This is a genomic window from Dechloromonas aromatica RCB (assembly GCF_000012425.1).
The window spans coordinates 2,808,228-2,830,651 of record NC_007298.1 but is presented as its reverse complement, the minus strand read 5'-3'; the positions used below and the strand labels follow the sequence as shown (position 1 = coordinate 2,830,651).

26 protein-coding genes are annotated in these 22,424 nt (G+C 61.5%); 17 read left to right on the top strand and 9 right to left on the bottom strand.

Annotated elements, in window-relative coordinates:
* Positions 1–6 precede the first annotated feature (6 nt).
* The 17 genes from lspA (DARO_RS13470) to DARO_RS22385 all read left to right on the top strand — a co-directional run bounded on the left by lspA (DARO_RS13470) (position 7) and on the right by DARO_RS22385 (position 15,974).
* Positions 7–489, top strand: a complete 483-nt coding sequence (lspA, locus tag DARO_RS13470) for a signal peptidase II (protein WP_497462975.1) — start codon at positions 7–9, stop codon at positions 487–489.
* A gap of 20 nt (positions 490–509) precedes the next feature.
* Entirely contained in the window at positions 510–743 is a 234-nt protein-coding gene (locus tag DARO_RS13465; RefSeq protein WP_198134041.1) for a hypothetical protein, read from the top strand.
* 33 nt (positions 744–776) lie between these two features.
* Entirely contained in the window at positions 777–1,127 is a 351-nt protein-coding gene (locus tag DARO_RS13460) for a hypothetical protein (protein WP_011288358.1), read from the top strand.
* 67 nt (positions 1,128–1,194) lie between these two features.
* A complete protein-coding gene (locus tag DARO_RS13455; RefSeq protein WP_011288357.1) occupies positions 1,195–2,493 on the top strand; it encodes a TolC family protein in 1,299 nt (432 codons plus the stop codon).
* Positions 2,490–3,689: an efflux RND transporter periplasmic adaptor subunit gene (locus DARO_RS13450; RefSeq protein ID WP_011288356.1), complete on the top strand. Its 1,200-nt coding sequence runs from the start codon at positions 2,490–2,492 to the stop codon at positions 3,687–3,689. The genes DARO_RS13455 and DARO_RS13450 overlap by 4 nt, the downstream gene beginning before the upstream one ends.
* Before the next feature lie 9 nt (positions 3,690–3,698).
* Positions 3,699–6,797 (top strand): efflux RND transporter permease subunit, encoded by a 3,099-nt coding sequence (locus tag DARO_RS13445; protein ID WP_011288355.1) that lies wholly within the window; start codon positions 3,699–3,701, stop codon positions 6,795–6,797.
* Positions 6,794–7,132 carry a P-II family nitrogen regulator gene (locus DARO_RS13440; RefSeq protein ID WP_011288354.1) on the top strand — a complete coding sequence of 113 codons (339 nt, stop codon included), beginning with the start codon at positions 6,794–6,796 and terminating at the stop codon, positions 7,130–7,132. The genes DARO_RS13445 and DARO_RS13440 overlap by 4 nt, the downstream gene beginning before the upstream one ends.
* Before the next feature lie 54 nt (positions 7,133–7,186).
* Positions 7,187–7,522, top strand: a complete 336-nt coding sequence (lspA, locus tag DARO_RS22390) for a signal peptidase II (protein ID WP_011288353.1) — start codon at positions 7,187–7,189, stop codon at positions 7,520–7,522.
* On the top strand, positions 7,455–7,946 hold the full coding sequence (locus tag DARO_RS13435; protein ID WP_157037214.1) for a protein-disulfide reductase DsbD N-terminal domain-containing protein: 492 nt from the start codon (positions 7,455–7,457) through the stop codon (positions 7,944–7,946). Before lspA (DARO_RS22390) ends, DARO_RS13435 begins: the two co-directional genes overlap by 68 nt.
* A 68-nt stretch (positions 7,947–8,014) precedes the next feature.
* On the top strand, positions 8,015–8,452 hold the full coding sequence (locus DARO_RS13430) for a DUF411 domain-containing protein (RefSeq protein WP_011288351.1): 438 nt from the start codon (positions 8,015–8,017) through the stop codon (positions 8,450–8,452).
* A 159-nt stretch (positions 8,453–8,611) separates the two neighbouring features.
* Positions 8,612–8,968, top strand: a complete 357-nt coding sequence (czcI, locus tag DARO_RS13425) for a cation efflux protein, CzcI family (protein WP_011288350.1) — start codon at positions 8,612–8,614, stop codon at positions 8,966–8,968.
* Between the two features lie 134 nt (positions 8,969–9,102).
* On the top strand, positions 9,103–10,401 hold the full coding sequence (locus tag DARO_RS13420) for a TolC family protein (protein WP_011288349.1): 1,299 nt from the start codon (positions 9,103–9,105) through the stop codon (positions 10,399–10,401).
* Positions 10,402–10,412: 11 nt separating this feature from the next.
* Positions 10,413–10,973: a hypothetical protein gene (locus DARO_RS13415; RefSeq protein ID WP_011288348.1), complete on the top strand. Its 561-nt coding sequence runs from the start codon at positions 10,413–10,415 to the stop codon at positions 10,971–10,973.
* Complete coding sequence (locus tag DARO_RS13410) at positions 10,970–11,992, top strand: HlyD family secretion protein (RefSeq protein WP_011288347.1); 1,023 nt, start codon at positions 10,970–10,972, stop codon at positions 11,990–11,992. The genes DARO_RS13415 and DARO_RS13410 overlap by 4 nt, the downstream gene beginning before the upstream one ends.
* 12 nt (positions 11,993–12,004) lie before the next feature.
* Complete coding sequence (locus DARO_RS13405) at positions 12,005–15,124, top strand: efflux RND transporter permease subunit (protein ID WP_011288346.1); 3,120 nt, start codon at positions 12,005–12,007, stop codon at positions 15,122–15,124.
* A 25-nt stretch (positions 15,125–15,149) separates the two neighbouring features.
* Positions 15,150–15,533, top strand: coding sequence for a hypothetical protein (locus DARO_RS13400; RefSeq protein WP_011288345.1), 384 nt, complete (start codon positions 15,150–15,152; stop codon positions 15,531–15,533).
* Positions 15,534–15,545: 12 nt separating this feature from the next.
* Entirely contained in the window at positions 15,546–15,974 is a 429-nt protein-coding gene (locus DARO_RS22385; RefSeq protein WP_011288344.1) for a hypothetical protein, read from the top strand.
* A gap of 85 nt (positions 15,975–16,059) precedes the next feature.
* Here DARO_RS22385 and DARO_RS13395 read toward each other — a convergent pair whose 3' ends face one another.
* The 9 genes from DARO_RS13395 to DARO_RS13355 all read right to left on the bottom strand — a co-directional run bounded on the left by DARO_RS13395 (position 16,060) and on the right by DARO_RS13355 (position 22,287).
* Positions 16,060–17,016, bottom strand: a complete 957-nt coding sequence (locus DARO_RS13395; RefSeq protein WP_011288343.1) for an arsenic resistance protein — start codon at positions 17,014–17,016, stop codon at positions 16,060–16,062.
* A 26-nt stretch (positions 17,017–17,042) separates the two neighbouring features.
* Entirely contained in the window at positions 17,043–17,234 is a 192-nt protein-coding gene (locus tag DARO_RS13390; RefSeq protein WP_011288342.1) for a DUF2703 domain-containing protein, read from the bottom strand.
* 76 nt (positions 17,235–17,310) lie between these two features.
* Positions 17,311–18,294 carry a GTP 3',8-cyclase MoaA gene (moaA, locus tag DARO_RS13385; RefSeq protein WP_011288341.1) on the bottom strand — a complete coding sequence of 328 codons (984 nt, stop codon included), beginning with the start codon at positions 18,292–18,294 and terminating at the stop codon, positions 17,311–17,313.
* A 10-nt stretch (positions 18,295–18,304) separates the two neighbouring features.
* Entirely contained in the window at positions 18,305–18,703 is a 399-nt protein-coding gene (locus DARO_RS13380; protein ID WP_011288340.1) for a hypothetical protein, read from the bottom strand.
* Between the two features lie 17 nt (positions 18,704–18,720).
* Positions 18,721–19,854 carry a 4Fe-4S dicluster domain-containing protein gene (locus DARO_RS13375; protein WP_011288339.1) on the bottom strand — a complete coding sequence of 378 codons (1,134 nt, stop codon included), beginning with the start codon at positions 19,852–19,854 and terminating at the stop codon, positions 18,721–18,723.
* A complete protein-coding gene (locus DARO_RS13370) occupies positions 19,851–20,318 on the bottom strand; it encodes a hypothetical protein (RefSeq protein WP_011288338.1) in 468 nt (155 codons plus the stop codon). Before DARO_RS13370 ends, DARO_RS13375 begins: the two co-directional genes overlap by 4 nt.
* The gene (locus DARO_RS13365; RefSeq protein WP_011288337.1) at positions 20,315–20,989 is read right to left on the bottom strand and encodes a HisA/HisF-related TIM barrel protein; all 675 of its coding nucleotides are present in this window, start codon (positions 20,987–20,989) and stop codon (positions 20,315–20,317) included. Before DARO_RS13365 ends, DARO_RS13370 begins: the two co-directional genes overlap by 4 nt.
* Positions 20,986–21,435, bottom strand: coding sequence for a hypothetical protein (locus DARO_RS13360; protein WP_011288336.1), 450 nt, complete (start codon positions 21,433–21,435; stop codon positions 20,986–20,988). Before DARO_RS13360 ends, DARO_RS13365 begins: the two co-directional genes overlap by 4 nt.
* A gap of 9 nt (positions 21,436–21,444) precedes the next feature.
* A complete protein-coding gene (locus tag DARO_RS13355; protein ID WP_011288335.1) occupies positions 21,445–22,287 on the bottom strand; it encodes a molecular chaperone TorD family protein in 843 nt (280 codons plus the stop codon).
* Positions 22,288–22,424 lie beyond the last annotated feature (137 nt).

Here is a 22,424-nt window from a genome sequence, read left to right as displayed (position 1 = left end):
AAGCCCATGAGGGTCCGGTACCGCTGGCTGGGGTTGGCCATCGGTGTGGCCTTGGCGGACCAAGGGGCCAAGCATTGGATCGCGGGGACCTTCCCCTTGGGCGCAGGCGAAACGGTGTTACCGTTTTTCAATCTTGTCCACATCCTGAATAGCGGCGCAGCCTTCAGTTTTCTCGCGAATGCCGGCGGTTGGCAACGCTATGTCTTCATTGCCCTCGCCTTGGTCGTCTCGGTGGGGCTGACCGTCATGTTGCTCAAAGGCGTGGCGAACCGGTGGCAAGGGTGGGGGTATAGCCTGCTCCTCGGCGGTGCCGTCGGCAACCTGGTAGATCGCTTGGTCCAGGGAGCGGTCGTGGATTATCTGGACTTCCATGCCGGCGGCTGGCACTGGCCAGCCTTCAATCTCGCCGATACGGCGCTTTGTCTGAGCGCCTTGATTCTTCTTTGGGGGACCTTGCTGTCGTCAGCTCAAAGCAAGGCGACCCCTTAGCAAGGGCGCAGGAAATCTCGATGCAAATCCTGGCTATAAACCAAAACGAGGAACACAAATTGGCTCAACGATCCTTCTCCCTATTTGACCGTCGCACGTTGTCTGCCTTGATGCTCCTGGGCGCGGTCCATTGCACTTCGGCAACCGAGGAACCCTTGCCTCCTGATCAGGCGTTTCGGCTCAAGGCGTCCCTGAAGGGTAGCGATACGGTGGTGGCTGAAATCATTCCTGCACTTGTTCCTTGCATTACTTGACCAGTTGAGACCAATTCTCGATAATCGATAGCCATGTTCCGTCGTTTCTGCTTCCGCTCCCGCTCGCTTGTCGCGATGCTGCTGGCCTTGTGTCTGGTCAGCGCGTCGCTATGGGGCTATAGCGCGGAAGCGATGGCGGATGCCTTGTCCGACGAGACCAGTATCGCCGTTTCGGGTGGCGGCTCCGGCGATCACACCTCGACTGAGAAGTTGTGCAATCATGGATGTCATGCCCAGACCCATCTGACGGGCCTCGAATCCAGCGCGCAGACTTTTGTCCTACCGTCCGCTGATGTTGTTTTTAATAGCGAGGGGGGAATCGACCTACCCACTCAATCCGGCGACAGTCTGTTCCGTCCGCCCCGAAGCGCCTTTCAAGCCTAGACCGACCTAGTTCCTCAGCGGATGCCGTAGCGCATTCTGCTTCTTCATCGCTTGAAAGGTTTCTCCCATGTTGTTCGACACCCCTGCCGGGGAGCGCGCTTGGTCGCGTCGTCTCGGCATTCTGGCGGGCCTTGTCCTTGCCACTGGCAGCGCCTTTGCGGCTGCTCCATTGACGCTGGACGAGGCTTGGCGCTTGGCAGAGAGCGCCAATCCGACGCTACGCGCCGCTCGTGCCAATCTCGACGCCGCCGAAGGCCAACTGCGGGACAGCTCCGGCCTGCTCTACAACAATCCGCAGCTCTCGACAGACCAGACCCGCCGTCGCGTTCCACAAGCGGGCCAGTCGGATAACCGTTTCCATGAACAGACGGTCGGTATCTCGCAGACCTTCGAGATCGCCGGTCAGGCCGGTTACCGGCGCGAAGCTGCCGTCCGCGAGCTCGCCGCCGTCACGGAAAGCATCGACGAAGTCCGCCGCCAGGTACGCGCCGAAGTCGAGCAGCGTTTCTACCGGGTACTGATCCTGCAACGGCGCATCGAGACCGAGCGTGAGGCTCTGAGCGCCGTCAACGACGCCGCTTCGGCGGTCAAGAAACGGGTGGCGGCGGGCGAGGATAGCCGCCTCGACGGCAACCTGGCGGCGGTGGAAGCCGAGCGCGGCCACAACCAGCTTGCCGTGCTCGACGAACAACTCCTGCAGGCCCGCGCTGAGCTGGCGACGGCGCTGCAACTACCCGCCACTACCTTGCCGGAAACAGTTGGTGAATTGCGGGCGATGCCGATGGCTGCCACCCTGGAAACATTGCAGGCAGCAGCCCGCGAACGGCCCCTGCTGCGTTCATTGGAACACCGGGAACTGGCTGCCCGCAATCGACTCGGCCTGGAACGCTCGGCCGCCTATCCCGATATCACGGTGGGCCTGAGCACGGGCCGGGAAGGCCCCTACGACACCCGCGAACAGTTCACCCGTCTGACGCTCTCCGTTCCATTGCCGCTGTTCCGCCGCAATGGCGCCGGAATTGGCAAGGCGATGACAGAACTGACCCAGGCGGAAATTGAGCGACAAAGCACCGAGCGAGAAGTCACGGCCCAGGTGAATGCCCTCTGGCAACGGCTGAGCAGCCTGCAAGGCCGCGTCAAACGGCTGGGCGAGTCCGTCTTGCCGGCCCTCGACGAGAACCGGCACCTGTCGTCTACCGCCTATCGGGCAGGCGAAATCGGCCTGCTGCAACTGCTGCTGGTCAATCGTCAGTTGCTGGACGCCCGTCGCGACTATCTTGATGCCCTCGGCGACTTCATCCAGACCCGCATTGCCCTGGAACAGACCGCCGGCTGGCCCAACTTTGCCCACGAGAAGAACAAATGATGACCCGTACCCTGACCGCCGCCGCCCTGGTGCTTTTGCTGACGCTGGCCGCCTGCGGCCGCAATGCCCCCGAGGCCAAGCCGGCAACCGAAAGCCAAACCGTCGCCCCGGAAAAGACCGCTGCCAACGACAAGGAAGCAGCCAGCGAAGCGCCGGAAGCCGGTCAAATCCATCTGACCGAGGCGGACATCAAGGCGGCCGGCATCCGCACCGAGGAAGCCAACGAAGCCGAAGTCCATGAGCGCATCGCCGTCACGGCCACCATTCAGGCCAACCAGGACCGGCTGGCGCATGTCGTCCCACGGGTGCCGGGCCGCCTCGTCGGCATCACGGCCAAACTGGGCGACCGGGTCAAGGCCGGGCAGACCCTGGCCAGCCTGGACAGTATCGAGATCGGTGAAGCTCATTCCGCTTATCTTCAGGCCGACAGCCAGTTCCGGCTGGCCCAAGCCGATTTCGAGCGCGCCGAAAAGCTCCATGCGGAGCAGATCGTGCCGGAAAAGGACTATCTGCGCAGCCGTTCTGAACTGGAAAAAGCCCGCGCCAACCTGCGGGCGGCCACCGACAAGCTGCGTCTGATGGGTGTGCCGCCGGCCCGCTCGGAATCGGCCGTCTCGGTCTTCCCGGTTAGCGCGCCCTTTGCCGGCACGGTGATCGAGAAGACGGCGGTGCTGGGTGAGCTTGCCCAGCCGGACAAGTCCCTGTTCACCGTGGCCGATCTGTCTGTCGTCTGGATCGAGGCCAATCTGTTCGAGAAAGACCTCGGCAAGATCAAGGTCGGCGCCACGGTCGGCGTATCGGTTGCCGCCTATCCCGACGAGTTGTTCAAGGGGCGCCTGACCTACATCAGCAGCGTCATGGATAAGGAAAGCCGGACGATCAAGGCTCGCGTCGAAGTTGCCAATGCCGACGGCCGCCTGAAGCCCGACATGTTCGCCAACGCCGCCATCGACACCGCCACGGCGGGCAAGGCGCTGACCGTGCCGACGAGCGCCGTGCTCCTGCTGGAGGGAAAGAAGACCGTCTTCGTTCGTGAGAAGGAAGGGTTCGAGAAACGGGAAGTCGAGTTGGGCGACAACCTCGGTGGCCGTTTCGTGGTCAAGGAAGGCATCGAGGCCGGTGAGGCGGTCGTGGTCGAAGGCGCCTATGCGCTCAAGGCGCGGCTGCTGAAATCCAAAATCGGCGATCACGACTAAGGGACAGCCATGCTCAACAAGATCGTCGATATTTCCCTACGCTACAAGCTCCTGGTTCTGGTGGCGCTGGCGCTGATCGTGCTCCTCGGGGCGCGGGCCTGGCAGCGGCTGCCCCTGGATGCCTTCCCCGATGTGACGCCGGTCCAGGTCAACATCTATACCGAATCGCCGGGCCTGGCGGCCGAGGACATCGAAAAGCTGGTGACCTTCCCGGTCGAATCGGTCCTCGCCGGCCTGCCCAAGGTCGAGGAAATCCGCTCCACGTCCATCTTCGGCCTGTCTTTCGTCAGCGTCTATTTCAAGGACGACATGGACATCTATTTCGCCCGCCGCCTGGTAGGCGAGAAGCTGATCGAGGCCAAGTCGCGCATCCCCGAAGGCTATGGCGAACCCGTCCTCGGCCCGAACGCCGCCGGGCTGGGCCAGGTCTTCTGGTACACGCTGGAGACGATGGACGACAAGCTCTCCGGCATGGACCTGCGCACCGCCCAGGACTGGGGTGTACGCATGATCCTGCGCACGGCACCGGGTGTGGACGACGTGACCTCCTGGGGCGGCGATGAAAAGCAGTTCCAGGTGCTGATCGACCCGCGCCGGCTGATCAAGTACGGCCTGGGCTACAAGGAGGTGATGACCGCCATCGCCGCCAATAACCGGCAGGTCGGCGGCCAGTACATCAATATCCAGCGCGAGCAGTACCTGGTGCGTGGACTGGGGCTGGTGGCCAATGTGGAAGACATTGGCGGCATTCTGGTGGCTGAGCGCCAAGGCACCCCGATCTATGTCCGGGATGTGGCGGATATCCGCCCGGCGCCGGCATTGCGCACCGGCGCGGTGACCAAGGACGGCAAGGAGGTGGTGCTTGGCATGGCGCTCGCCCGTACTGGCGAGAACGCCCAGCAGGTGGTCGAAGCCGTTCGCCAAAAGGTGGCTACCGCCCTCAAAACTCTGCCCGAGAACATCAAGTTTGATGTCGCCTACGACCGTACCGAGTTGATCGGCAAGGCTATCGGCATGGCTGACCGTGCCATGCTGGAAGGCGCTGCGCTGGTGGTCCTGGTTCTGTTCCTGTTCCTGGGAGATGTGCGTTCGGCCTTGATTGTGGTGGTCGCTATTCCCATGGCACGGCTAATCGCCTTCCTCTTCATGGACGGGGTGGGGATGTCGGCCAATCTCATGTCCCTGGGTGGGCTGATCATCGGCTTGGGTATGACCATCGATGGGCCTGTGGTCTTGGTGGAAAACGCTTTCCGGCAGCTCTCTCACCATGCCGGCAAGCCGGTCAACCGGACGGCGGTCGTGCTCAAGGCGGCCCGCGAGGTGATGAATCCGGTCGCCTTCGGCGTCCTCATTATCATCGTGGTTTTCCTGCCACTCTTTGCCCTGACCGGGTTGGAGGGCAAGCTGTTCAAGCCCCTGGCCATCAACATGACTTTCGCCATGGTTGGCTCACTGATCCTGACCGTCACCCTGATGCCGGTGCTATGCGCCCTGGCATTGCGCCCAAAGCAGGAAAAAGATCCGCGCCTGGTGTGCTGGCTCAAGCAGCGCTTCGAACCGCTGCTACTAAGGACGCTGGCGAACAAACGACGGGTCATGCTGGCCACCGGCGCCCTGTTCATCGCTTCGCTGGCGCTCTTCCCCTTCCTCGGCAAGGAGTTCATGCCCACCCTGGGAGAACAGGAGATCATGTTCCGGGTGACCAGCATTCCGTCCACCTCGCTGGAGGAGTCCATTGCCGTTTCGCAGCGCATCGACGAAGCCCTCAAGTCCTTTCCCCAGGTCAAGCATTCGCTGGCCATGATCGGCCGCGCCGAGAAAGGCGAAACGGCGGATGTCAACTACATGGAAATCCTGGTCGACCTCCAGCCGCACGAATCCTGGCCTGAACGGATAAGCTACCGCGAACTGTCCGCCCAGTTGCAGGAACGCCTGGAAAAGGAAATCCCCACGGCCGTTCTGGCGGCGACCCAGCCCATCCAGATGCGAGTCGAGGAACTGATCTCCGGGGTGCGGGCGACGCTGGCGCTGAAGCTGTACGGCGAAGACTTGGCCACCCTCGACAGGCTGGCGGCTGAGGCCAAGGAGATTGTCGAAAAAGTGCCGGGGGCCACCGACGTGGCGCTGGAAGCCAATCAGGGCAAACCGCAGATGGTCATCAAGGTGAATCGTCCGGAAGCGGCCCGCTACGGGATCAATGCCGACGACGTGCTCGACGTGGTGCAGGCGGGCATTGGCGGCAAGGCGGTCAGCACCTTGATCGACGGCGTGCGCCGTTACGAGATTCAAGTCTGGCTGCCGCCCGAGTTCCGCAACAGCAGCGAGGCAGTGAGTGCCATCCCGATCCGTACGGTCGGCGGCGCCCTGGTGCCCCTGTCGCGGGTGGCGACCGTGGAACTGACCGAAGGCTATTCCTTCGTTCGCCGCGAGCAATTGCAGCGTTATGCGGTGCTGCAACTGGACGTCAAGGGGCGCGACGTGGATGGCTTCGTCAAAGAGGCAGAAGCGCGGCTCAAGACGCAGTTGAAGCTCCCCGCCGGCTACTGGCAGGAATGGGGCGGCGCCTTCGAGAACCAGCAACGGGCCATGGCCAAGCTGGCGGTCATCGTACCGCTGACCATCGGCCTCATCTTCATCCTGCTCTATACCGCCTTCAACTCGGTGCGCTACGCCACGCTGATCATCGCCAACGTGCCCTTCGCCGCCATCGGCGGGATCATTTCGCTGTTCGTCAGCGGCCAGTATCTGTCGGTGCCGGCGGCGGTCGGCTTCATCGCGGTCTTCGGCGTCGCCATGCTGAACGGCATCGTGCTGATCTCGTTTCTCAATGGTCTGCGCGAACAGGGGCTGAGCATCCGGGAAACCGTGGTGCAGGGTGCAGTGCTGCGCTTGCGGCCGGTGCTGATGACGGCTTTGGTAGAGATTCTCGGGCTGCTGCCGTTCCTGCTGGCTACTGGTGTTGGCTCGGAGGTGCTACGCCCGCTGGCGACCGTCGTGGTGGGCGGTCTCGTCTCATCCACCGCACTCACCCTGTTCATCCTGCCGCTGGTCTATGAGTGGATGGAGCAGCGCAGGCAATCACCGACTCTGGAAGGAGCAAGCCAATGAAGGAAATCAAGGCATTCATTCATCCCCACCGCACGGCGGCGGTCATCCAGGCGCTGAGGGAGTCCGGGGCGTGCGATGCGCAGGCGGGTTCGGCATGCTTCCATATCGCCATTTCGCAAGTGCAATGCGTGCATGCGACCAGCGACAGCACGCAGCAGCACTATTCTGTCGAACTGGGAGAGCCGGTCGTCCTGCAAACCAAACTTGAATTGGTTTGTGAGGACGACGCTGCCGATGCGCTGGTCGAGTTGATCGTTCGCTATGGCCATGCCGGACAGCCTTGTTCGGGATGGGTGCATGTTTCCACGCTGGAAAGGCGGGTACCCATCCTCTGATATAGCCCCATGGGGATGCCATTAGCCTTGGCCGTCTCGGTGGGGTTGGCCGTCATGTTGCTGAAAGGCGTGGCGAACCGGTGGCAAGGGTGGGAGTATAGCCTGCTCCTCGGCGGTGCCGTCGGCAACCTGGTAGATCGCTTGGTCCAGGGAGCGGTCGTGGATTATCTGGACTTCCATGCCGGCGGCTGGCACTGGTCAGCCTTCAATCTCGCCGATACGGCGCTTTGTCTGAGCGCCTTGATTCTTCTCTGGGGAACCTTGCTGTCGTCAGCTCAAAGCAAGGCGCCCCCTTCCCTTAGCAAGGGCGCAGGAAATCTCGATGCAAATTCTGGCTATAAACCAAAACGAGGAACACAAAATGGCTCAACGATCCTTCTCACTATTTGATCGTCGCACGCTGTCTGCCTTGATCCTCCTGGGCCTGGTCCATTGCGCTTCGGCAGCCGAGGAACCCTTGCCTCCTGATCAGGCGTTTCGGCTCAAGGCGTCCCTGAAGGGTAGCGATACGGTGGTGGCTGAAATCATTCCTGCCAAGAAGCACTACCTCTACAAAAACAAGGTCCGCTTCGCCTTGAAGAACGCCAGCGGCTTCCGGATCAAGGAGGTCAAACTACCTTCCGGCGAGATGAAGAACGATCCCTATTTTGGGCTGATTGAAGTCTACAAATCGCCCGTCGTCGCGGAAATCGTTCTGGAACGCGCTCCCAAGTCTAAAGCCTTCACTCTGTATGCGTCTTATCAGGGGTGCAATGAGAAACTCGGCATCTGTTATCCGCCGATTGAGAAAACCATTGATATGAAGTTCGATTGACGCCGGTTATCACATTTTCCCATTTCTGGCGTTTAGCCCATCTGCCATCTCTTGAAAGGTTTATTTTCATGTTAAAAAAGCTCATTGCCTGCCTGTTAGCGACCACCGCACTACAGAGTGCCCTTGCGGCACAACTGCCCGAAGTGACCGTCTATAAAGATCCCGATTGCGGTTGCTGCACCGAGTGGGTCAAGCACATGCAAGAGTCCGGTTTCAAGGTCAAGCAAGTCAATACCCGAGCCATGGACGAGGAGCGGCAACGGTTTGGGGTACCCCCGCAGTTGGCTAGTTGCCATACGGCGAAAGTTGGCGGCTACACCGTGGAAGGCCATGTGCCCGCCTCCGCAGTCAAGAAAATGCTGGCCGAAAAGCCGTCGGTACGGGGCCTGACCATTCCAGGCATGCCGGCCAATGCCCCAGGCATGGGGCCGCACATCGTGGGAACGCTCAAGGTATATACCTTGCCCAAAGCGGGTGAGTCGTCGCGCCTCTACTCGGTCGAATAGCGCCGATTCCCGAAAGTGCGGATGGGGGAATTTTGGCAATGCACCCATGTGAATGGCCGTATTCGCCGACATGGGTGCCATGTCTGCTGGTGGTGGGTAACGGCGTGCGCATCCTGCGGTGGACTTCCGGTAAAGACTTTCGCTGATACAATCCCGCCCATGCGCCGCTGGCTCTCTATCCTTCTTCTCGTATTTCTGCCGTTCCAGTTCTCCTGGGCGGCGGTGGCCGGCTATTGCCAGCACGAGACCGGAGCGGCAGCACAGCACTTCGGTCATCATGACCACCAGCATCAGGCCGCTGCCGATCAGGATGGCACGCCGGATGCCAAAACCTTGGGTGGTGGCATCGACGGCGATTGCGTCGCCTGTCATGCGAGTTGTGCTGCGGCGATTTTCAGCATGGCTTCCTTGCCGGCTTCAAGCAGCGCGTCCTTTGCGATTCCCTGGCTACCGGGAAATCTGACCGCGCCGCCTCTCGCTCACCCCGAACGCCCCAACTGGTCCGTCCTCGCCTAATCGGCGGGGTGGATAGCACTTTTCTGCGCTTCTCCCTTGCGGCTGTGGTGGACTGATCCGCCCTGACGCATTGCGACGCTTCCCGGTCGCACCTCGCCGATTCCCCGTGTGTCTTTTCATCACTGGAGAATTGGATGTCTCGAAGCAAATCGGTTTCACGAACCACCTTTTTACCGGCCCGCCTACTCGTGGCCGGGCTGTGCTCGCTCGCTGCGCTAGCGACCGGCGACTTATGGGCGCAATCGACGCCAGCCCCCGCTGGTGCCTTGATTACCCTGTCGCAAGCCTTTGAGGCTGCTTGGGCACGGCAACCCGAAGCGCAATCCCTCGATCTGCGGCGCGATGCTGCCGAAGCGCGTCGGCGAGTTGCCGGTAGTTGGACGGCCCAACCGCCTTCGCTGGATTTGTCTGGCAAGACCGACCAACTGAGCAAGAATCAAGGTAGCCGTGAATACATGGCCGGCGTCGCCTTACCCCTGTGGCTGCCGGGCGAACGCTCTCGTCAGGGCGCCTTGGCCGATGCTGAATCCAAAGCTCTGGATAGCCGGGTGACGGCCGCCCAACTGCGCACTGCCGCCGCCGTGCGTGATGCCTGGTGGAACTGGCAGCGGGCCCGTGGGGAACAGTCGCTGGCCCGCGAACGCATGGTCAGCGCGCAAAAACTGGCAGAAGATGTCCGCCGCCGAACCAAGGCCGGTGACCTGGCCCGCTCGGACCAGCATCAGGCCGATGGCGCGGCGGCCAGCGCCGAGGTAACGCTGGCGGAAAGCGCCAGCCTGCTGGCCGCCAGCACTCAGCAACTGCGCGCCTTGATTGGCAAGCTACCGGACGAGAATGCAGCCGACGGACCGGAAACCCCGCCGGCGGTGCCTGCCGACTTCACCTCCTTGGATGCGACCCACCCGGCGGTCGTCGAACTGTTCGACCGGGCCGAAGTCGCCCGCCGCAGCGCCGATCTGGCCAGCGTGCAGACTAGGAACAATCCCGAACTGTTGTTGGCCACTACCCGCGAGCGGGGCGCTTTCGGCGACGACTATCAGCAGACCGTCACGCTCGGCGTACGCATCCCGTTTGGTTCGGATAGCCGCAATCGCGCCAAACTCGGCTTGGCCCGCGCCGAAGCCCTCGAAACCGAGGGGCAACTTCGCCTCGAACGCGAGCGCCTGGCGGCTGATCTGGAAGCGGCCCGGGTGCGCGTCGAATCGGGTCGCACCCAACTGGCGGCAGCCGAGAAACGCGCCCAACTGGCACGTGAGTCGCGGGGTTTCTTCGACAAGTCCTTCCGCTTGGGGGAGAGCGACCTGCCGACCCGCCTGCGCATCGAACTTGAATCCGTCGAAGCCGAACGGCAAAACGCTCGCACCCGAATTGACCTAGCCGCTGGGATCTCCGCCCTGCGCCAGGCCCTGGGCCTGCTCCCCGAACAAAAATGAGGAACCCGAACATGAGAACAACAAACACACTGGCCACTTTGGGATGGGCCGCCTGGATCGCCCTGGCCGCGCCACTGGCCTGGGCCGGTGACGGGCACGACCATGGCGAGGCGCCTGCTTCATCCGCCGGTCCAGCCGCGCCGCGTTTTGCGGCAACGTCCGAAACCTTTGAACTGGTCGGCGTCGTCAATGGCAAGCAACTGACGCTCTATCTCGACCGCTATGCCGACGGCAGTCCGGTCAAGGATGCCAAGCTCGAACTGGAACTCGGTGGCGTCAAAGTACCCGTCGAACCGCATGCCGAGGGGGAGTTCGAGGCGACGCTGGCGCAGGAACTCAAGCCGGGGGTCGTGTCGGTCGCGGCGACCGTCATCGCCGGCGAGGAAACCGACTTGCTGGCTGGCGAACTCGACGTCCACGAAGAGGCACATGCCGAAACAACCGCCCACACCCATGGCTGGAAGGAATACGCCCTATGGGCCGGTATCGCTGGCGGGACCCTCTTTGTTCTTGCCACTTTGTTGCGCCGCCTGCGCGCTTCCCGTAAACCGCATTTCGGAGGTGCCGCATGAAGCCCCGGCTGTTATTGACCGCCCTTTGTCTCTCCCTGTCGCTTTCTGCAATGCCGGCAGTGGCCGGCGACGGCCATGACCACGGAGATGCCCCGCCCGCTGCCAGCGGCAGTGGCCCCAAGCGCCAGCCAGACGGCAGTGTCTTCCTGCCCAAACCGGCGCAACGCCAGATTGGTGTTCGTACCCTGCTGGTAGAGCTAGGCGAACTGCCCCGTACCCATGAACTGGCTGGCAAGGTGGTTATGGACCCGAACGCCGGCGGCAAAGTGCAGGCCATCGTCGCCGGTCGTGTCACACCGGGACCACGAGGTCTGCCGCTGCCCGGCCAAGCAGTCAAGAAGGGCGAGGTGCTCGCCTACGTCACGCCGGAGGTCGGCGGCAACAGCCGTTCCCTGGCCGAAAGCCGCCTGCGCCGCCTACGCGAACTCTCCGACACTGTGCCGCGCAAGGTCATCGAGGAAGCAGAAGCCGCCGTGGCCAACGAGCAACTGGTGGCGCCGGTCAGCGGCGTTATCGCCTCGGCCAACGTCGTCTCCGGTCAGGTGCTCGAAGCCCGCGAAACCCTGTTCGAGATCGTCAATCCGGAACGCATGCTGATCGAGGCGCTGGCTTTCGACATGGCCGTCGCCAGCGATGTGGCCGGGGCCTTTGTCGCCGTCGGTGAGCAGAAGCTGCCGCTGCGCCTGGTTGGCGTCGCCCGCAGCCTGCGCGAGCAAGCACTGCCGCTGACCTTCCGGGGTGAAGGCGGCGCTTTGGCGGCGTTGGCCGTCGGCCAGCCGGTTCGGGTCTTCGTGCAGACGCGCAGCACGGTGCCGGGCATCCGCGTGCCGATGGCGGCGCTGATGAAGAACCCTGCGAACCAGAGCATCGTCTGGATCAAGACGGCGCCGGAACGCTTTGAGCCGCGCACAGTAACCGCCGAGCCGCTGGACGGCACCCACGTGGCGGTGACCAGCGGTCTGAAAGCCGGGGATCGGGTTGCCGTCCGCGCGGCCACTCTGATTAACCAGATACGCTGAGCGGAGCCAATCATGTTCAAGTGGCTTCTCGACAACAGCCTTGCCAACCGCCTGCTGGTCATCATCGCCAGCTTGGTGCTGATGGCTTATGGGGCATTCACGCTCTCCCGCACACCGGTGGATGTGTTTCCGGACCTCAACAAACCGACGGTCACCATCATGACCGAGTCCGGCGGTATGGCCGCCGAGGAAGTGGAGCAACTGATCACCTTCCCGCTGGAAACGACCATGAACGGTCTGCCCGGTGTGGAAAGCGTGCGCTCGGTGTCCAGTGCAGGCCTCTCTTTCATTTATGTGACCTTCAACTGGAAAACAGAGATTTTTCGGGCCAGGCAGATGGTGTCTGAACGTCTTTCCTCGATGGAGGAAGGTTTGCCAGCGGGCGTCACGCCGCGCATGGGGCCAATCAGTTCGATCATGGGCGAAATCATGCAGATCGCCATTCCCATCGACACCGCGAAGATTTCGCCGATGCAGGTGCGCGAATACGCCGACTGGGTGCTGCGGCCGCGTCTGATGGCAATTGCCGGTGTGGCGCAGGTCATTCCCATCGGCGGCGAGGTGCGGCAGTTCCAGGTGCAGCCGAACACGACCCGCATGGCGGAACTGGGCATCTCGCACGAGCAGTTGACCGGGGCGCTCAAGGGCTACTCGGCCAACACCTCCGGCGGCTTCCTCGAACTCAATGGCCGCGAATACCTGATTCGCCATCTCGGCCGCACGTCGCGTCTGGACGACCTGAAGAACCTGGCGCTGACGGCCCGCCACGGTCAACCTGTTTTATTGCGGCAAATCGCCGACGTGACCTTCGCACCGGCCATCAAGCGGGGCGATGCCGGTTTCGAGGGCAAACCGGCGGTCATTCTCGGCATCCAGAAGCAGCCGACGGCGGACACAATCCATCTGACCCGAAGCATCGAGGCCGCAGTGGAGGATCTGAAGAAATCGCTGCCGGCGGGTATGGAGGCGCCCAAGGTGACCTTCCGCCAGGCCAGTTTCATCGAGTCGTCGATCAGCACGCTGCAAGGCAAGCTGATCGGGGCATCGGTCTTCGTCGCAGTCATCCTGTTCTTCTTTCTGGGCACCTTGCGCCCGACGGTGATCGCCCTAACCGCTATCCCGGTGTCGATTTTCATGACGGCGCTGGTCTTCGACTATTTCGGCCTGTCGATCAACACCATGACGCTGGGTGGTCTGGCCATCGCCATTGGCGGCCTGGTCGATGACGCCGTGGTCGGCGTCGAGAACGTGCTGCGACGGCTGAAGGAAGACCGGGCCAAGCACCACGATCACCGGATGCATCCGATTGAGCTGGTCGCCCATGCGACGATGGAGGTGCGTTCGGCCATCCTCTACGCAACGATCATCATCGTGCTGGTTTTTCTGCCGCTCTTCGCGCTGCCCGGTATGGAAGGGCGCTTGTTCGTGCCGCTCGGCATCGCCTTCATCGTTTCGACGTTGGCCTCGCTGGTGGTGTCGGTGACAGTGACGCCGGTGCTCTCCTTCTATCTGTTGCCACGCATGAAGTCACTCGATCATGGCGATACGAAACTGCTGGCCTGGCTGAAAGCCAGCTATGGGCGCAGTTTGCAGACGGTACTCAACCGTCCCAAAGCGGCGTTGGCGGCCGGTGCCGTCGCCATTCTGGTGGCAGCAGTCGCGGTGCCGTTCTTCCCCAAGACCTTCCTGCCGCCCTTCAATGAAGGAACGCTGCTGATTGGCATGCGCCTCAACCCCGGCGTCACGCTGGCCGAGTCGTCGGCCTTGGCGCAACAGGCCGAGGTGCTGGTCAAAGCGGTGCCGGAAGTGGTGCACGTCGGGCGACGCAGCGGCCGGGCTGAACTCGACGAGCATGCGGAAGGCGTCCATGTCAGCGAACTGGATGTCGGCCTGAAGCCAGCATCCGAAATGACGCGCTCAATGGGCGAAATTTCGGCCGACATTCGCGCCCGCCTGATCAACCTGCCGGCGGCGATTGCCATCGGCCAGCCTATCTCGCACCGTATCGACCACATGCTGTCCGGCGTGCGTTCGCAGATCGCCATCAAGATTTTTGGCGACGACCTCGACACGCTACGCGGTCAGGCCGATGCGCTGCGCGGCAGGCTGGCCGGTATTCCCGGTATCGCAGATCTGGAAATCGAGAAGCAGGTGCTGGCGCCGCAGATCAAGGTCAGCGTCAATTATGCGACGGCCGCGCAATACGGCGTGCCGACGCCGCAGATTCTGGCGACGCTGCAAAGCCTGGTCGAAGGCGAAAAGGTAACCCAGGTCGTCGAGGGCGGCCGGCGCTTCGCGCTGGTCGTGCGCTTGCCCGAATCATCCCGCTCGTTGCAAGGACTGGGGCAGATTTTGCTGGAGACGCCGGGCGGCCCGATTCCCTTGTCAAAAATTGCCACCATCGAGGATGGCGACGGGCCGAATCAGGTCAGCCGCGATGACGGCAAGCGGCGCATCGTGCTTTCAGCCAACGCGCAAGGACGGGCGTTGTCCGAGATTGTCGAGGACATCCGCAAGGTCGTCGGCGACAGCAAGCTGCCGGAAGGCTACTTCATCACCCTGGGCGGACAATTTCAGGCGCAGGAAGAGGCTTCGCGGCTGGTTGGCCTGCTCTCCATCGTCTCGCTGGTGCTGATGTTCGTGGTGCTGTTCAGTCGCTACAAGTCGGTCGTGCTGTCGGCGCTGATTATGGCCAACATTCCGCTGGCGCTGGTTGGCGCAGTGCTCGGCTTGTGGATTTCCGGGCAGCCGCTGTCGGTCGCCGCGCTGGTCGGTTTCATTACGCTGGCCGGCATTTCGGTGCGCAACGGGATTCTAAAAGTCAGCCACTACATCAACCTGATGCGCATGGAAGGCGAGAACTTCGACCACAAGATGATTCTGCGCGGCTCGCTGGAACGTCTCGCACCGGTCTTGATGACGGCGCTGGTCACCGCCTTCGCACTGGCGCCGTTGTTGTTCGAGGCCGAGCGGCCGGGCACGGAAATCCTGCATCCGGTGGCGGTGGTCATCTTCTCGGGCCTGATCAGCTCAACCCTGCTCGATACCTTCCTAACACCCGCCATGTTCTGGCTGTTTGGCCGCAAGGATGTGGAACGTCTGATGGCCGACCGCGATGCCGGTGCGCTTTGAATATTTCTCAACGAAAGGAAAACCCATGAAACCGATTCATCTTCTCGCCGCCTTTACATTCTCCATGTCGGGCCTTGCCTTTGCCGCCGGTGGTCACGACCATGGGCACGAACACAAGCCGCTCCACGGTGGCGTCGTCAGCGAGGTCAAGGACATGGATTACGAACTGGTAGTCAAGCCGGATTTGATCCAGTTGCATTTGCGCGATCATGGCAAGCCGGTGGATGTTGCCAAGGCCAGCGCCAAACTAACCATCCTCGTCGGGGCCGACAAGCAGGAAGTCGAGTTGAAGCCGGCCGGCCAGCAACTGGAGGCCGCAGGAAGTTTCAAGCTTGCCAACAGCAAGATTGTGGCCTTGGTATCCGTCCCTGGCAAAGCCCCGGCAACCGTTCGCTTCGTTTTGAAGTAGAAGGGAGGTCGCATGTCTGCGATCACAAAAATTCTCGCAACTTGTTTTCTGGGCGTGACGATTTCCGGATGTGCCGGGCATACCCATAAACTGGTATCAGAGAACGACTCGCCTCCCGTCACGGGCTCCTTCAGCCACGAGGGCACGCAACCGCCGGTCATGGTTCTGGAACTCGAAGGAGCGCGGTATGAGGGGCGAGAATTTGTGATCCAGCATCATCAAGACCTCGCAAAACTGCGTCAATTATTTGGCCCCGGCAAACATTACGACCAAATTTCCAGCGGCATGGATAGAGATCACATAAGGAGTTCGGCATCGCCGGTACTGCGTACCCAAAATGGGGAAACGATTCGATGCCTGCTGGCTTGGCGTTCGGGCCAAGCTCCATCGGGATTTTGCACCAAACCTGATGGAAAGCAGATTGATGTTCGCTTCGACTGATTCCGGGTAAGTCGGTTTCGGGAAGCATATAAAGGGGTCGTCTCAGAAAACGGAAAATAAAGCACGCTAAGCTCTCGCCGCAAATTCACAACTGCGTAAGTTTTGGAATTAAGCGCACATAGATCAACTCACTGATTAACTCGACAAGTGTTTGTGTAACGACGATCGCCGGCAGCACGGGAATTGCTCCTGGCACTGCAAGCGCGAGCGGCAACACCACGAGCGAATTTCGCGTGCTTGCACTGAATGCAATAGCACGGCCAGCCGGTACGTCGAGGCGGAACAGCCGACCCACCAGCCACCCTAGGAAGGGAGCGAGCGCTGCAAAGGCAATATAGATTGGGACCACCTGCAAGACCACATCGGTCGCAGGCCCGAGCTGCGGTACTACGGCCGCGATGACCACGAACAGGACAAGCGCCGTCGCTGGCACAGGCAGCAATCCTAGCCTGGTAAATACCCACTCGCCCGTTCGGGACCGAGCTGCCCAAAATTGGACAACCCCGGCAAGTAAGAGCGGAATCGCAATCAGCCAAATGAACGCGTGAACGAACGGACCGAGCTGAACAAGGTGGGTTGCATCGTTCCCAAGGAACAGGCCGAGATAGACCGGCAGCAACAGCATTTGCACGATCAAGAGCGCCGGAGTTGCCGCCAGCAGCAGGCGCGCATCGGCGCGGCCAAGGTGCGAAAAGGTCACCACGTAGTCAATGCACGGTGTAAGCAGCACCAATAGCACGCCAAGCAACACCATCGGATCGTGTGGCAGAAACTGCACCAAGACGGCCACGAGCAAGGGCACCATAACGAAGTTTGCGGTGAGCAAGGCTGCAAAAAATCGCACCTGGATGAAAGCTCGCCCAAGGTCGGCAAGTGGCACTTGCAGGAACGTCACGAACAACATCAATGCGAGTGCTGGATTAACGCCAGCCTCAAGAACAGTTGTGCCAGGCACGAACATGGCAATGACCGCGGCCAAGGTTGCCGTGGCAAAGTAAACGCTGATTTGCCTATTTTCCAAGAACTCCCTGAGTTTTTGCATACTCTCAATCTCGCTTAAGTGCCAAGTTAGACTATGCCCTTGAAAGCGTCAGGTTCTATCGCTCGTGTTTCCAGAACCGGCTCCATGCCCAGTGGAAGCAATGCTTCTTGTAGTTTTGGCATGGCCAGTTCGATGGCAGCTTGTGTGCCACCACAGCGCTCGCATGTCTCGCCCTCGCGGGTGAGGAGCCGTTGCCATAGGATATTCAGTGCTTTCACTGGAAGGTTCCTTTCGGTTGATTAAAGGCAAGGCATGAGCGTATCCGAGGTTTTGTGTTTTCGAATGACGGCTTACCTAGCCTCCCGTCGAAGACATTACACGAATGATTTTCTCCGGGCGTTCGCTGAATTCGTGGCGCTCCGGCTTGTGATCGATAGCCGCCTGAATGGCGGCCAGGATGCTTTCATCGCTTTCCCCGCTGCGTATCAATGAGCGCAAGTCGAGGCGGTCTTCTTGGCCAAGGCAGAGGTGGAGTATGCCGTCGACGGTCAGGCGGACGCGGTTGCAGGTGGCGCAGAAATGCTGCGACATCGGGGTAATGAAGCCGAGGCTGAACTGCTCATCCGGGCTGACCAGATAGCGCGCCGGGCCACCGCCGGGGATCAGGCCGTCGATCAGGCCGAACTTGGCTTTCAGTGAAGCGATCAGCGGTTGCAGGCTGGCATATTGCGATTGGCGCCCGGTTTCGCCCATCGGCATGGTTTCGATCAGGCGCAAGATGAATTTTCCCTGGCGGCAAAAGTCGACCATCGCTTCCAGTTCGTCGTCGTTGACGCCGGCCAGCCAGACCATGTTGATCTTGATCGGCGCAAAGCCGATTTCCCGCGCCGTGGCCAGACCCGCCAGGACATCGGCCAGGGCGTCGCGCCGGGTGATTTCGGCAAAGCGGGCCGGCTGCAGTGTATCGAGGCTGACATTCAGGCGATCGACACCAGCATCGCGTAGTGCCTGCCCATGCTTTCTGAGCTGCGTGCCGTTGGTGCTCAGCGAAAGGTCTTCGACGCCCGGAATGGCCTTGATGCGGCGGGCCAGACCGGCCAGGCCCTTGCGCATCAGCGGTTCGCCGCCGGTCAACCGGACGCGGCGCAGGCCAAAGCGGGCGAACAGACCGACCAGGCGTTCGATTTCGTCGAAGCTTAGCCAGTGCTCGGGCTCCTCGTAGCCGCTGAAATCGCTGGGCATGCAATAGGCGCAGCGCAGGTCGCAGCGGTCGGTGACCGATAGACGCAGGTATTCAATGCGGCGACCGAATCGATCTGTGAGGGGCTTCTGTTCCATGGGCTGTTTATTACGCTGCCAGCGGCGCCGCGGCAAGTTTGGCGTGCCAGGCGGCAGTGTCTTCGATTGCCTGTTCCAGCACCATGCCGGATTCGATGCGGTCCATGATCAGGCGTTGCAGGATGGCACCGAGCATTTCCACGTTGGTCGCCATCATTGGCTCGACTTCACGCAGGAACTGGACAGTGGGCGGGTCGTAGGCATAGGCGCCGAGATGGGCGTCGAGTTCTTTGCTCGTGGCCAGCGCGTAGCACAGGTCGTAGATCAGGTTGTAGCTGCGTTGCTCCTGCAGTTCGTCGGCCGGCGGCAGATTCATCCGCACCTCTTCGGCCAGATCGCGACGAAAATCCGCCAAACCGTAATCGGCCCGGGCCTTGACGACATCTTCCGGCGAAAAATCCCATTGCATCGTTTGTCTCCTGGTGTTCAGCCAAATATGGCGGCAAAAGCGTCTTCGTCATCGCGGCAGACCGGGCAGGTCTTTTCCGGTACGGCGGAGACGAAATGACGGTCGCAACGCGAACAGCGCTGCTTGTTCAAGGACATCAGTACCCGTACCGGTTGCTCGGCGCGGGCGTCAAAGCTGGCATCTGCATCCAGCACCCGCGGCTGACAGACTTCGAGGCAGGCCTGACAGGCGACGCAGCGGTCGAAGCGGAACTGCAAGGCCCAGGCATCCGGGTTCTCCTCAATTTGGATCGCACCGGTCGGGCAAACGCGGAAGCAGGCTTCGCAGACCGTGCAACCTGGCTGCAGCGTCAATTGCATCAGCGGCAGACCATCATGAAGCTGAACCGGGAAGGCTTGCCCATCTTTCTGCTGGGTAACGATTTGCAGTAGTTCGCGGCGTTCGGTGATCGAGTAAGGGCCTGGGCGGATGGCTTTTTCCGGGGCCGGCTGGTTGTCGGCTTGCGGCGTGGCAAGGATGACTTCATCGATACCGCGGCCAATCAGGCGGCGAAATAGCTGGCGGCGGGCCGGGGCAAACTCGGCTGCCGGCTTTTTGTCCTGACTGCGATTCAGCGCCCTGGTTGGCTGGGCCAGTTGCGGCAGCATCCAGTTGATCGGCGCTTCCGGATTATTCGAACCATCCCGAGCGCCTTGATGCAGGACATCAACGGCTTCGAGACTCAACGCCAGTTGGGCGGCGCCAGTCTTGCCATGCGGACAGTCGCCACAATGCCACTGGCCGCGCAGCGTAACCGGGATGCCGCGCTTCGCCAGGTAGCCCAGCGTCACGCCGTCGACCGCGCCGAGGCAGGGCACGATGGCATCGGCTGTCTCGCCCGACGGGGCGCAGGCGACACTCCAGGTCGGTTGCTTGATCGCCTGGCGGAGCAGGTCGATTACCTTGAAATTGTCGCTGGCCCAGGCGCCGGTCGGGCAGGCGCTGATACATAACGCGCAATTTTGGCAATTTTTCGGGTTGACCGTAGCACCCTCGTCATTCAGCGCAATGGCCTCATGCGGGCAGGCATCGGCGCAGCGCTGGCAGGCGCTGTAGCGATAGCGGTAACGGGTGCATTGGCTGACGCGAATGCTCGGCGTGGCCATACTCATTTTTTCTTGCTTTGCAGCTTTTGCAGTGGTTCGCCCGTCTCGCAGGTGTTGTGCGGAATGACGAACTGCAGGGTGGCGCCGGGAGCGCCGTCGCTGGCCGGCGCGCTGCTCTGGCTGGCGGTCGCAGCCAGCCAGGTTTTCAGTCCGCCCTTGACAGCGAGAATGGGCTTCCCCGGATGTTGTTTTTCGAAGATGCCGGCGATGCGCAGTGCTTCGCTGTCGGCGTCGGCCAGCACGATGACGGTGGCCGTTGGCTTGATGCGCAGGCCAGGGCGGTACGGTAAGGCTTCGGGCAGTGGCGTCTTGATGCGATTGACTTCCTTGCGGCCGTCAACGACGCAGCAGGGTGGGCTGTCTTTCAGGGCCAGGCTCAATTCCTTGCCGTCGAGCAAGGCTACGTCGGCGAGGGTTGCGCTACTGACGAGCAGGCTGCTCAGCAGGCATAGCGTTGGGAGGGTTTTCACGAGGCTTCCCCGATGAGGTCGTCGGCATTGGCCGGGCATTGCCATGTCTCGCGTTGTTGATAGAGATCGGGCCGCAGCGCGAACTGGCGGACCTGCCCGAAGGCGATCCAGTCGGCGAGCGGCGGGGCTTCGATGGTGCGGGGTGCGACCCACAATTGCGTGCCCAGTTTTTCGACCAGGCCGGCGCACAGGTTGAGATCGCTGTCGTTCTCGATATCGGCGAGGAGCAGCACGGTGTGTGCCCCCTGCTCGACCATCTGGCCTATCCACCATTCGGCGTGAGTCCCGGTGCCAGAACCGTCGGCGCGCAACACTTCCCAGGTTGGCTCGCAAATTGACGGCGTAACCACTTTGAAATCGGCGTTGGAAACCGTCTCAAAAGCCCAGTCAACCGCAAGATTACGTACTGGCACGGCGAGACCGATCCGTTCCTTGCCGTATTTGGCGACCAGCCGTTCGATGATGCCGCTGTCGAGCAGGGCCGCTTCGCCGATCAAGACCTGTCGTGCCCCGGCTGCCAGCAAGACCTCAGCCCGTGTTTCGTCGCCAGCGGGCAGGATAACGGCGGCGCATTGCCCAACGCAGCCTTCGACGCCCGGGTTATCGACAAGATATTGCGCTTCCCGCGCCGGATCGAAGGTTTCGGCGAGGCAGCAGAAGCTGATGCTCATGGTGTGCTGTGGAAATACTGGAATTTCGGATAGGCAAAAGGATACAGCGGACAGGGATCGTCTGCCGCCAGACCGCAAAGCAGGGGCCGCAATTCCTGCAGCGTCCCGACGATAGGGTCGATGGCGACGCCGAGATAACTCGGCCGATACTTGTTGAGGGCAATGATCGCGTCATCGGCCATCAGCAGTGCACCTTCCTGGTTTCGGTTCTGGGTGAAAAACAAGGCAAGGACGGCGAAGGCGAGGGCCTGCAAAAACTCGGCCTCGGGGTCCTTCTGGCCGAGCACGCTGTCGCGGATTAGTCGCGACCAGCGTTCGTTCAGCCAGTCGTGCAATTGGCCGAGTTGGTTGTTGTCCCACATGGCGGCAACTTCGCTCCAGTCGAGTTCGGAGAGCACCTGGCGGTCGGGTTTTGAGAAGGGGCGGGAGTGTAAATCGAGCAACATGGTATTTCCTCAAAAGCGCAGGTCGTGCAGTTTGTGGACATTGCCAGTGCCGCCGATTGGCTTGTCGGATGATGGCGGGCAGCCGCCGCAGACCGGTTCATCGGGATTGAACTCAACCTGGATTTCGCTCTTGGGGACGACGACGCGGCCCATGTCGAGATCTTCCAGGCGTTTCAGACCCATCGCCGCAATTTCCTCCTCGGCGAAGCCGCCCAGAAACTTGGCCATCTCCCGGAAGAAGGAATGGTTCGAGGCGCGGCCAATCAGCCGGCAGTATCCGCGCACCCAGAGGCCGAGGTGCTGCGTCCAGAAGCGCTTGATGTCCTTTTCGAGCCGCCGGTAGTCGGCTGGCTGGTCGGTCCCCAGGGCGGCCGCGCAACGCTCCAGCAACTCGGCGACGAACAACAGCTCGACGCCCAACTGGTCGGCAAAAACCTCGAAACGACCTTTGCCCAAGGCAAAGCCCGCCGCCTGATAAATCTGCGTCACTTTGAAATTGGGGTCCTGCTTGAAGCGGCCGGTCAGGCGTACCGATTCAATCGGCGGAAAGCCGCCGGAGGAGGCGAACAGCGTGGCGTATTCGCAAGCTAGCGTCTCGGCTAGTTCGTCCAGTTCAGTGGCAAGGAAGTCGGGCGCAAAGCGCACGCCAGCTTCGGCCAATTGGCCGAGCAGCGCTTCATCGCGCAAAGCAGCAAGAAATTCGCGGCTCGGCTCCTCGACGAAAACACCGGCCAGTAGCCGGTAAATACTCGCTCGCGCCAGGCACTCCTCGCGCAATTCGTCGGTGCCGATCTCGGCAGGAAATACGTGCGATTCGTCGGCACGTTCAATGGCAAATACGGTATCCAGCATCACTACTCCCGAAAAAAACGGCCCACCAGCACGAATGCCGGCGGGCCGAACCTCGTTACAACCGAACTGCAGAGCGGATCCGGGCCGCGTGTAGGGCACGCACGGCCCGGCTTTGGGATGCAGCGCCAGGCGCCGGG

Bases quoted from the DNA above. Each gene is read 5' to 3' on its own strand.
- lspA (WP_497462975.1), top strand. From the start codon at position 7: ATGAGGGTCCGGTACCGCTGGCTGGGGTTGGCCATCGGTGTGGCCTTG.
- DARO_RS13465 (WP_198134041.1), top strand. From the start codon at position 510: ATGCAAATCCTGGCTATAAACCAAAACGAGGAACACAAATTGGCTCAA.
- DARO_RS13460 (WP_011288358.1), top strand. From the start codon at position 777: ATGTTCCGTCGTTTCTGCTTCCGCTCCCGCTCGCTTGTCGCGATGCTG.
- DARO_RS13455 (WP_011288357.1), top strand. From the start codon at position 1,195: ATGTTGTTCGACACCCCTGCCGGGGAGCGCGCTTGGTCGCGTCGTCTC.
- DARO_RS13450 (WP_011288356.1), top strand. From the start codon at position 2,490: ATGATGACCCGTACCCTGACCGCCGCCGCCCTGGTGCTTTTGCTGACG.
- DARO_RS13445 (WP_011288355.1), top strand. From the start codon at position 3,699: ATGCTCAACAAGATCGTCGATATTTCCCTACGCTACAAGCTCCTGGTT.
- DARO_RS13440 (WP_011288354.1), top strand. From the start codon at position 6,794: ATGAAGGAAATCAAGGCATTCATTCATCCCCACCGCACGGCGGCGGTC.
- lspA (WP_011288353.1), top strand. From the start codon at position 7,187: ATGTTGCTGAAAGGCGTGGCGAACCGGTGGCAAGGGTGGGAGTATAGC.
- DARO_RS13435 (WP_157037214.1), top strand. From the start codon at position 7,455: ATGCAAATTCTGGCTATAAACCAAAACGAGGAACACAAAATGGCTCAA.
- DARO_RS13430 (WP_011288351.1), top strand. From the start codon at position 8,015: ATGTTAAAAAAGCTCATTGCCTGCCTGTTAGCGACCACCGCACTACAG.
- czcI (WP_011288350.1), top strand. From the start codon at position 8,612: ATGCGCCGCTGGCTCTCTATCCTTCTTCTCGTATTTCTGCCGTTCCAG.
- DARO_RS13420 (WP_011288349.1), top strand. From the start codon at position 9,103: ATGTCTCGAAGCAAATCGGTTTCACGAACCACCTTTTTACCGGCCCGC.
- DARO_RS13415 (WP_011288348.1), top strand. From the start codon at position 10,413: ATGAGAACAACAAACACACTGGCCACTTTGGGATGGGCCGCCTGGATC.
- DARO_RS13410 (WP_011288347.1), top strand. From the start codon at position 10,970: ATGAAGCCCCGGCTGTTATTGACCGCCCTTTGTCTCTCCCTGTCGCTT.
- DARO_RS13405 (WP_011288346.1), top strand. From the start codon at position 12,005: ATGTTCAAGTGGCTTCTCGACAACAGCCTTGCCAACCGCCTGCTGGTC.
- DARO_RS13400 (WP_011288345.1), top strand. From the start codon at position 15,150: ATGAAACCGATTCATCTTCTCGCCGCCTTTACATTCTCCATGTCGGGC.
- DARO_RS22385 (WP_011288344.1), top strand. From the start codon at position 15,546: ATGTCTGCGATCACAAAAATTCTCGCAACTTGTTTTCTGGGCGTGACG.
- DARO_RS13395 (WP_011288343.1), bottom strand. From the start codon at position 17,016: ATGCAAAAACTCAGGGAGTTCTTGGAAAATAGGCAAATCAGCGTTTAC.
- moaA (WP_011288341.1), bottom strand. From the start codon at position 18,294: ATGGAACAGAAGCCCCTCACAGATCGATTCGGTCGCCGCATTGAATAC.
- DARO_RS13380 (WP_011288340.1), bottom strand. From the start codon at position 18,703: ATGCAATGGGATTTTTCGCCGGAAGATGTCGTCAAGGCCCGGGCCGAT.
- DARO_RS13375 (WP_011288339.1), bottom strand. From the start codon at position 19,854: ATGAGTATGGCCACGCCGAGCATTCGCGTCAGCCAATGCACCCGTTAC.
- DARO_RS13365 (WP_011288337.1), bottom strand. From the start codon at position 20,989: ATGAGCATCAGCTTCTGCTGCCTCGCCGAAACCTTCGATCCGGCGCGG.
- DARO_RS13360 (WP_011288336.1), bottom strand. From the start codon at position 21,435: ATGTTGCTCGATTTACACTCCCGCCCCTTCTCAAAACCCGACCGCCAG.
- DARO_RS13355 (WP_011288335.1), bottom strand. From the start codon at position 22,287: ATGCTGGATACCGTATTTGCCATTGAACGTGCCGACGAATCGCACGTA.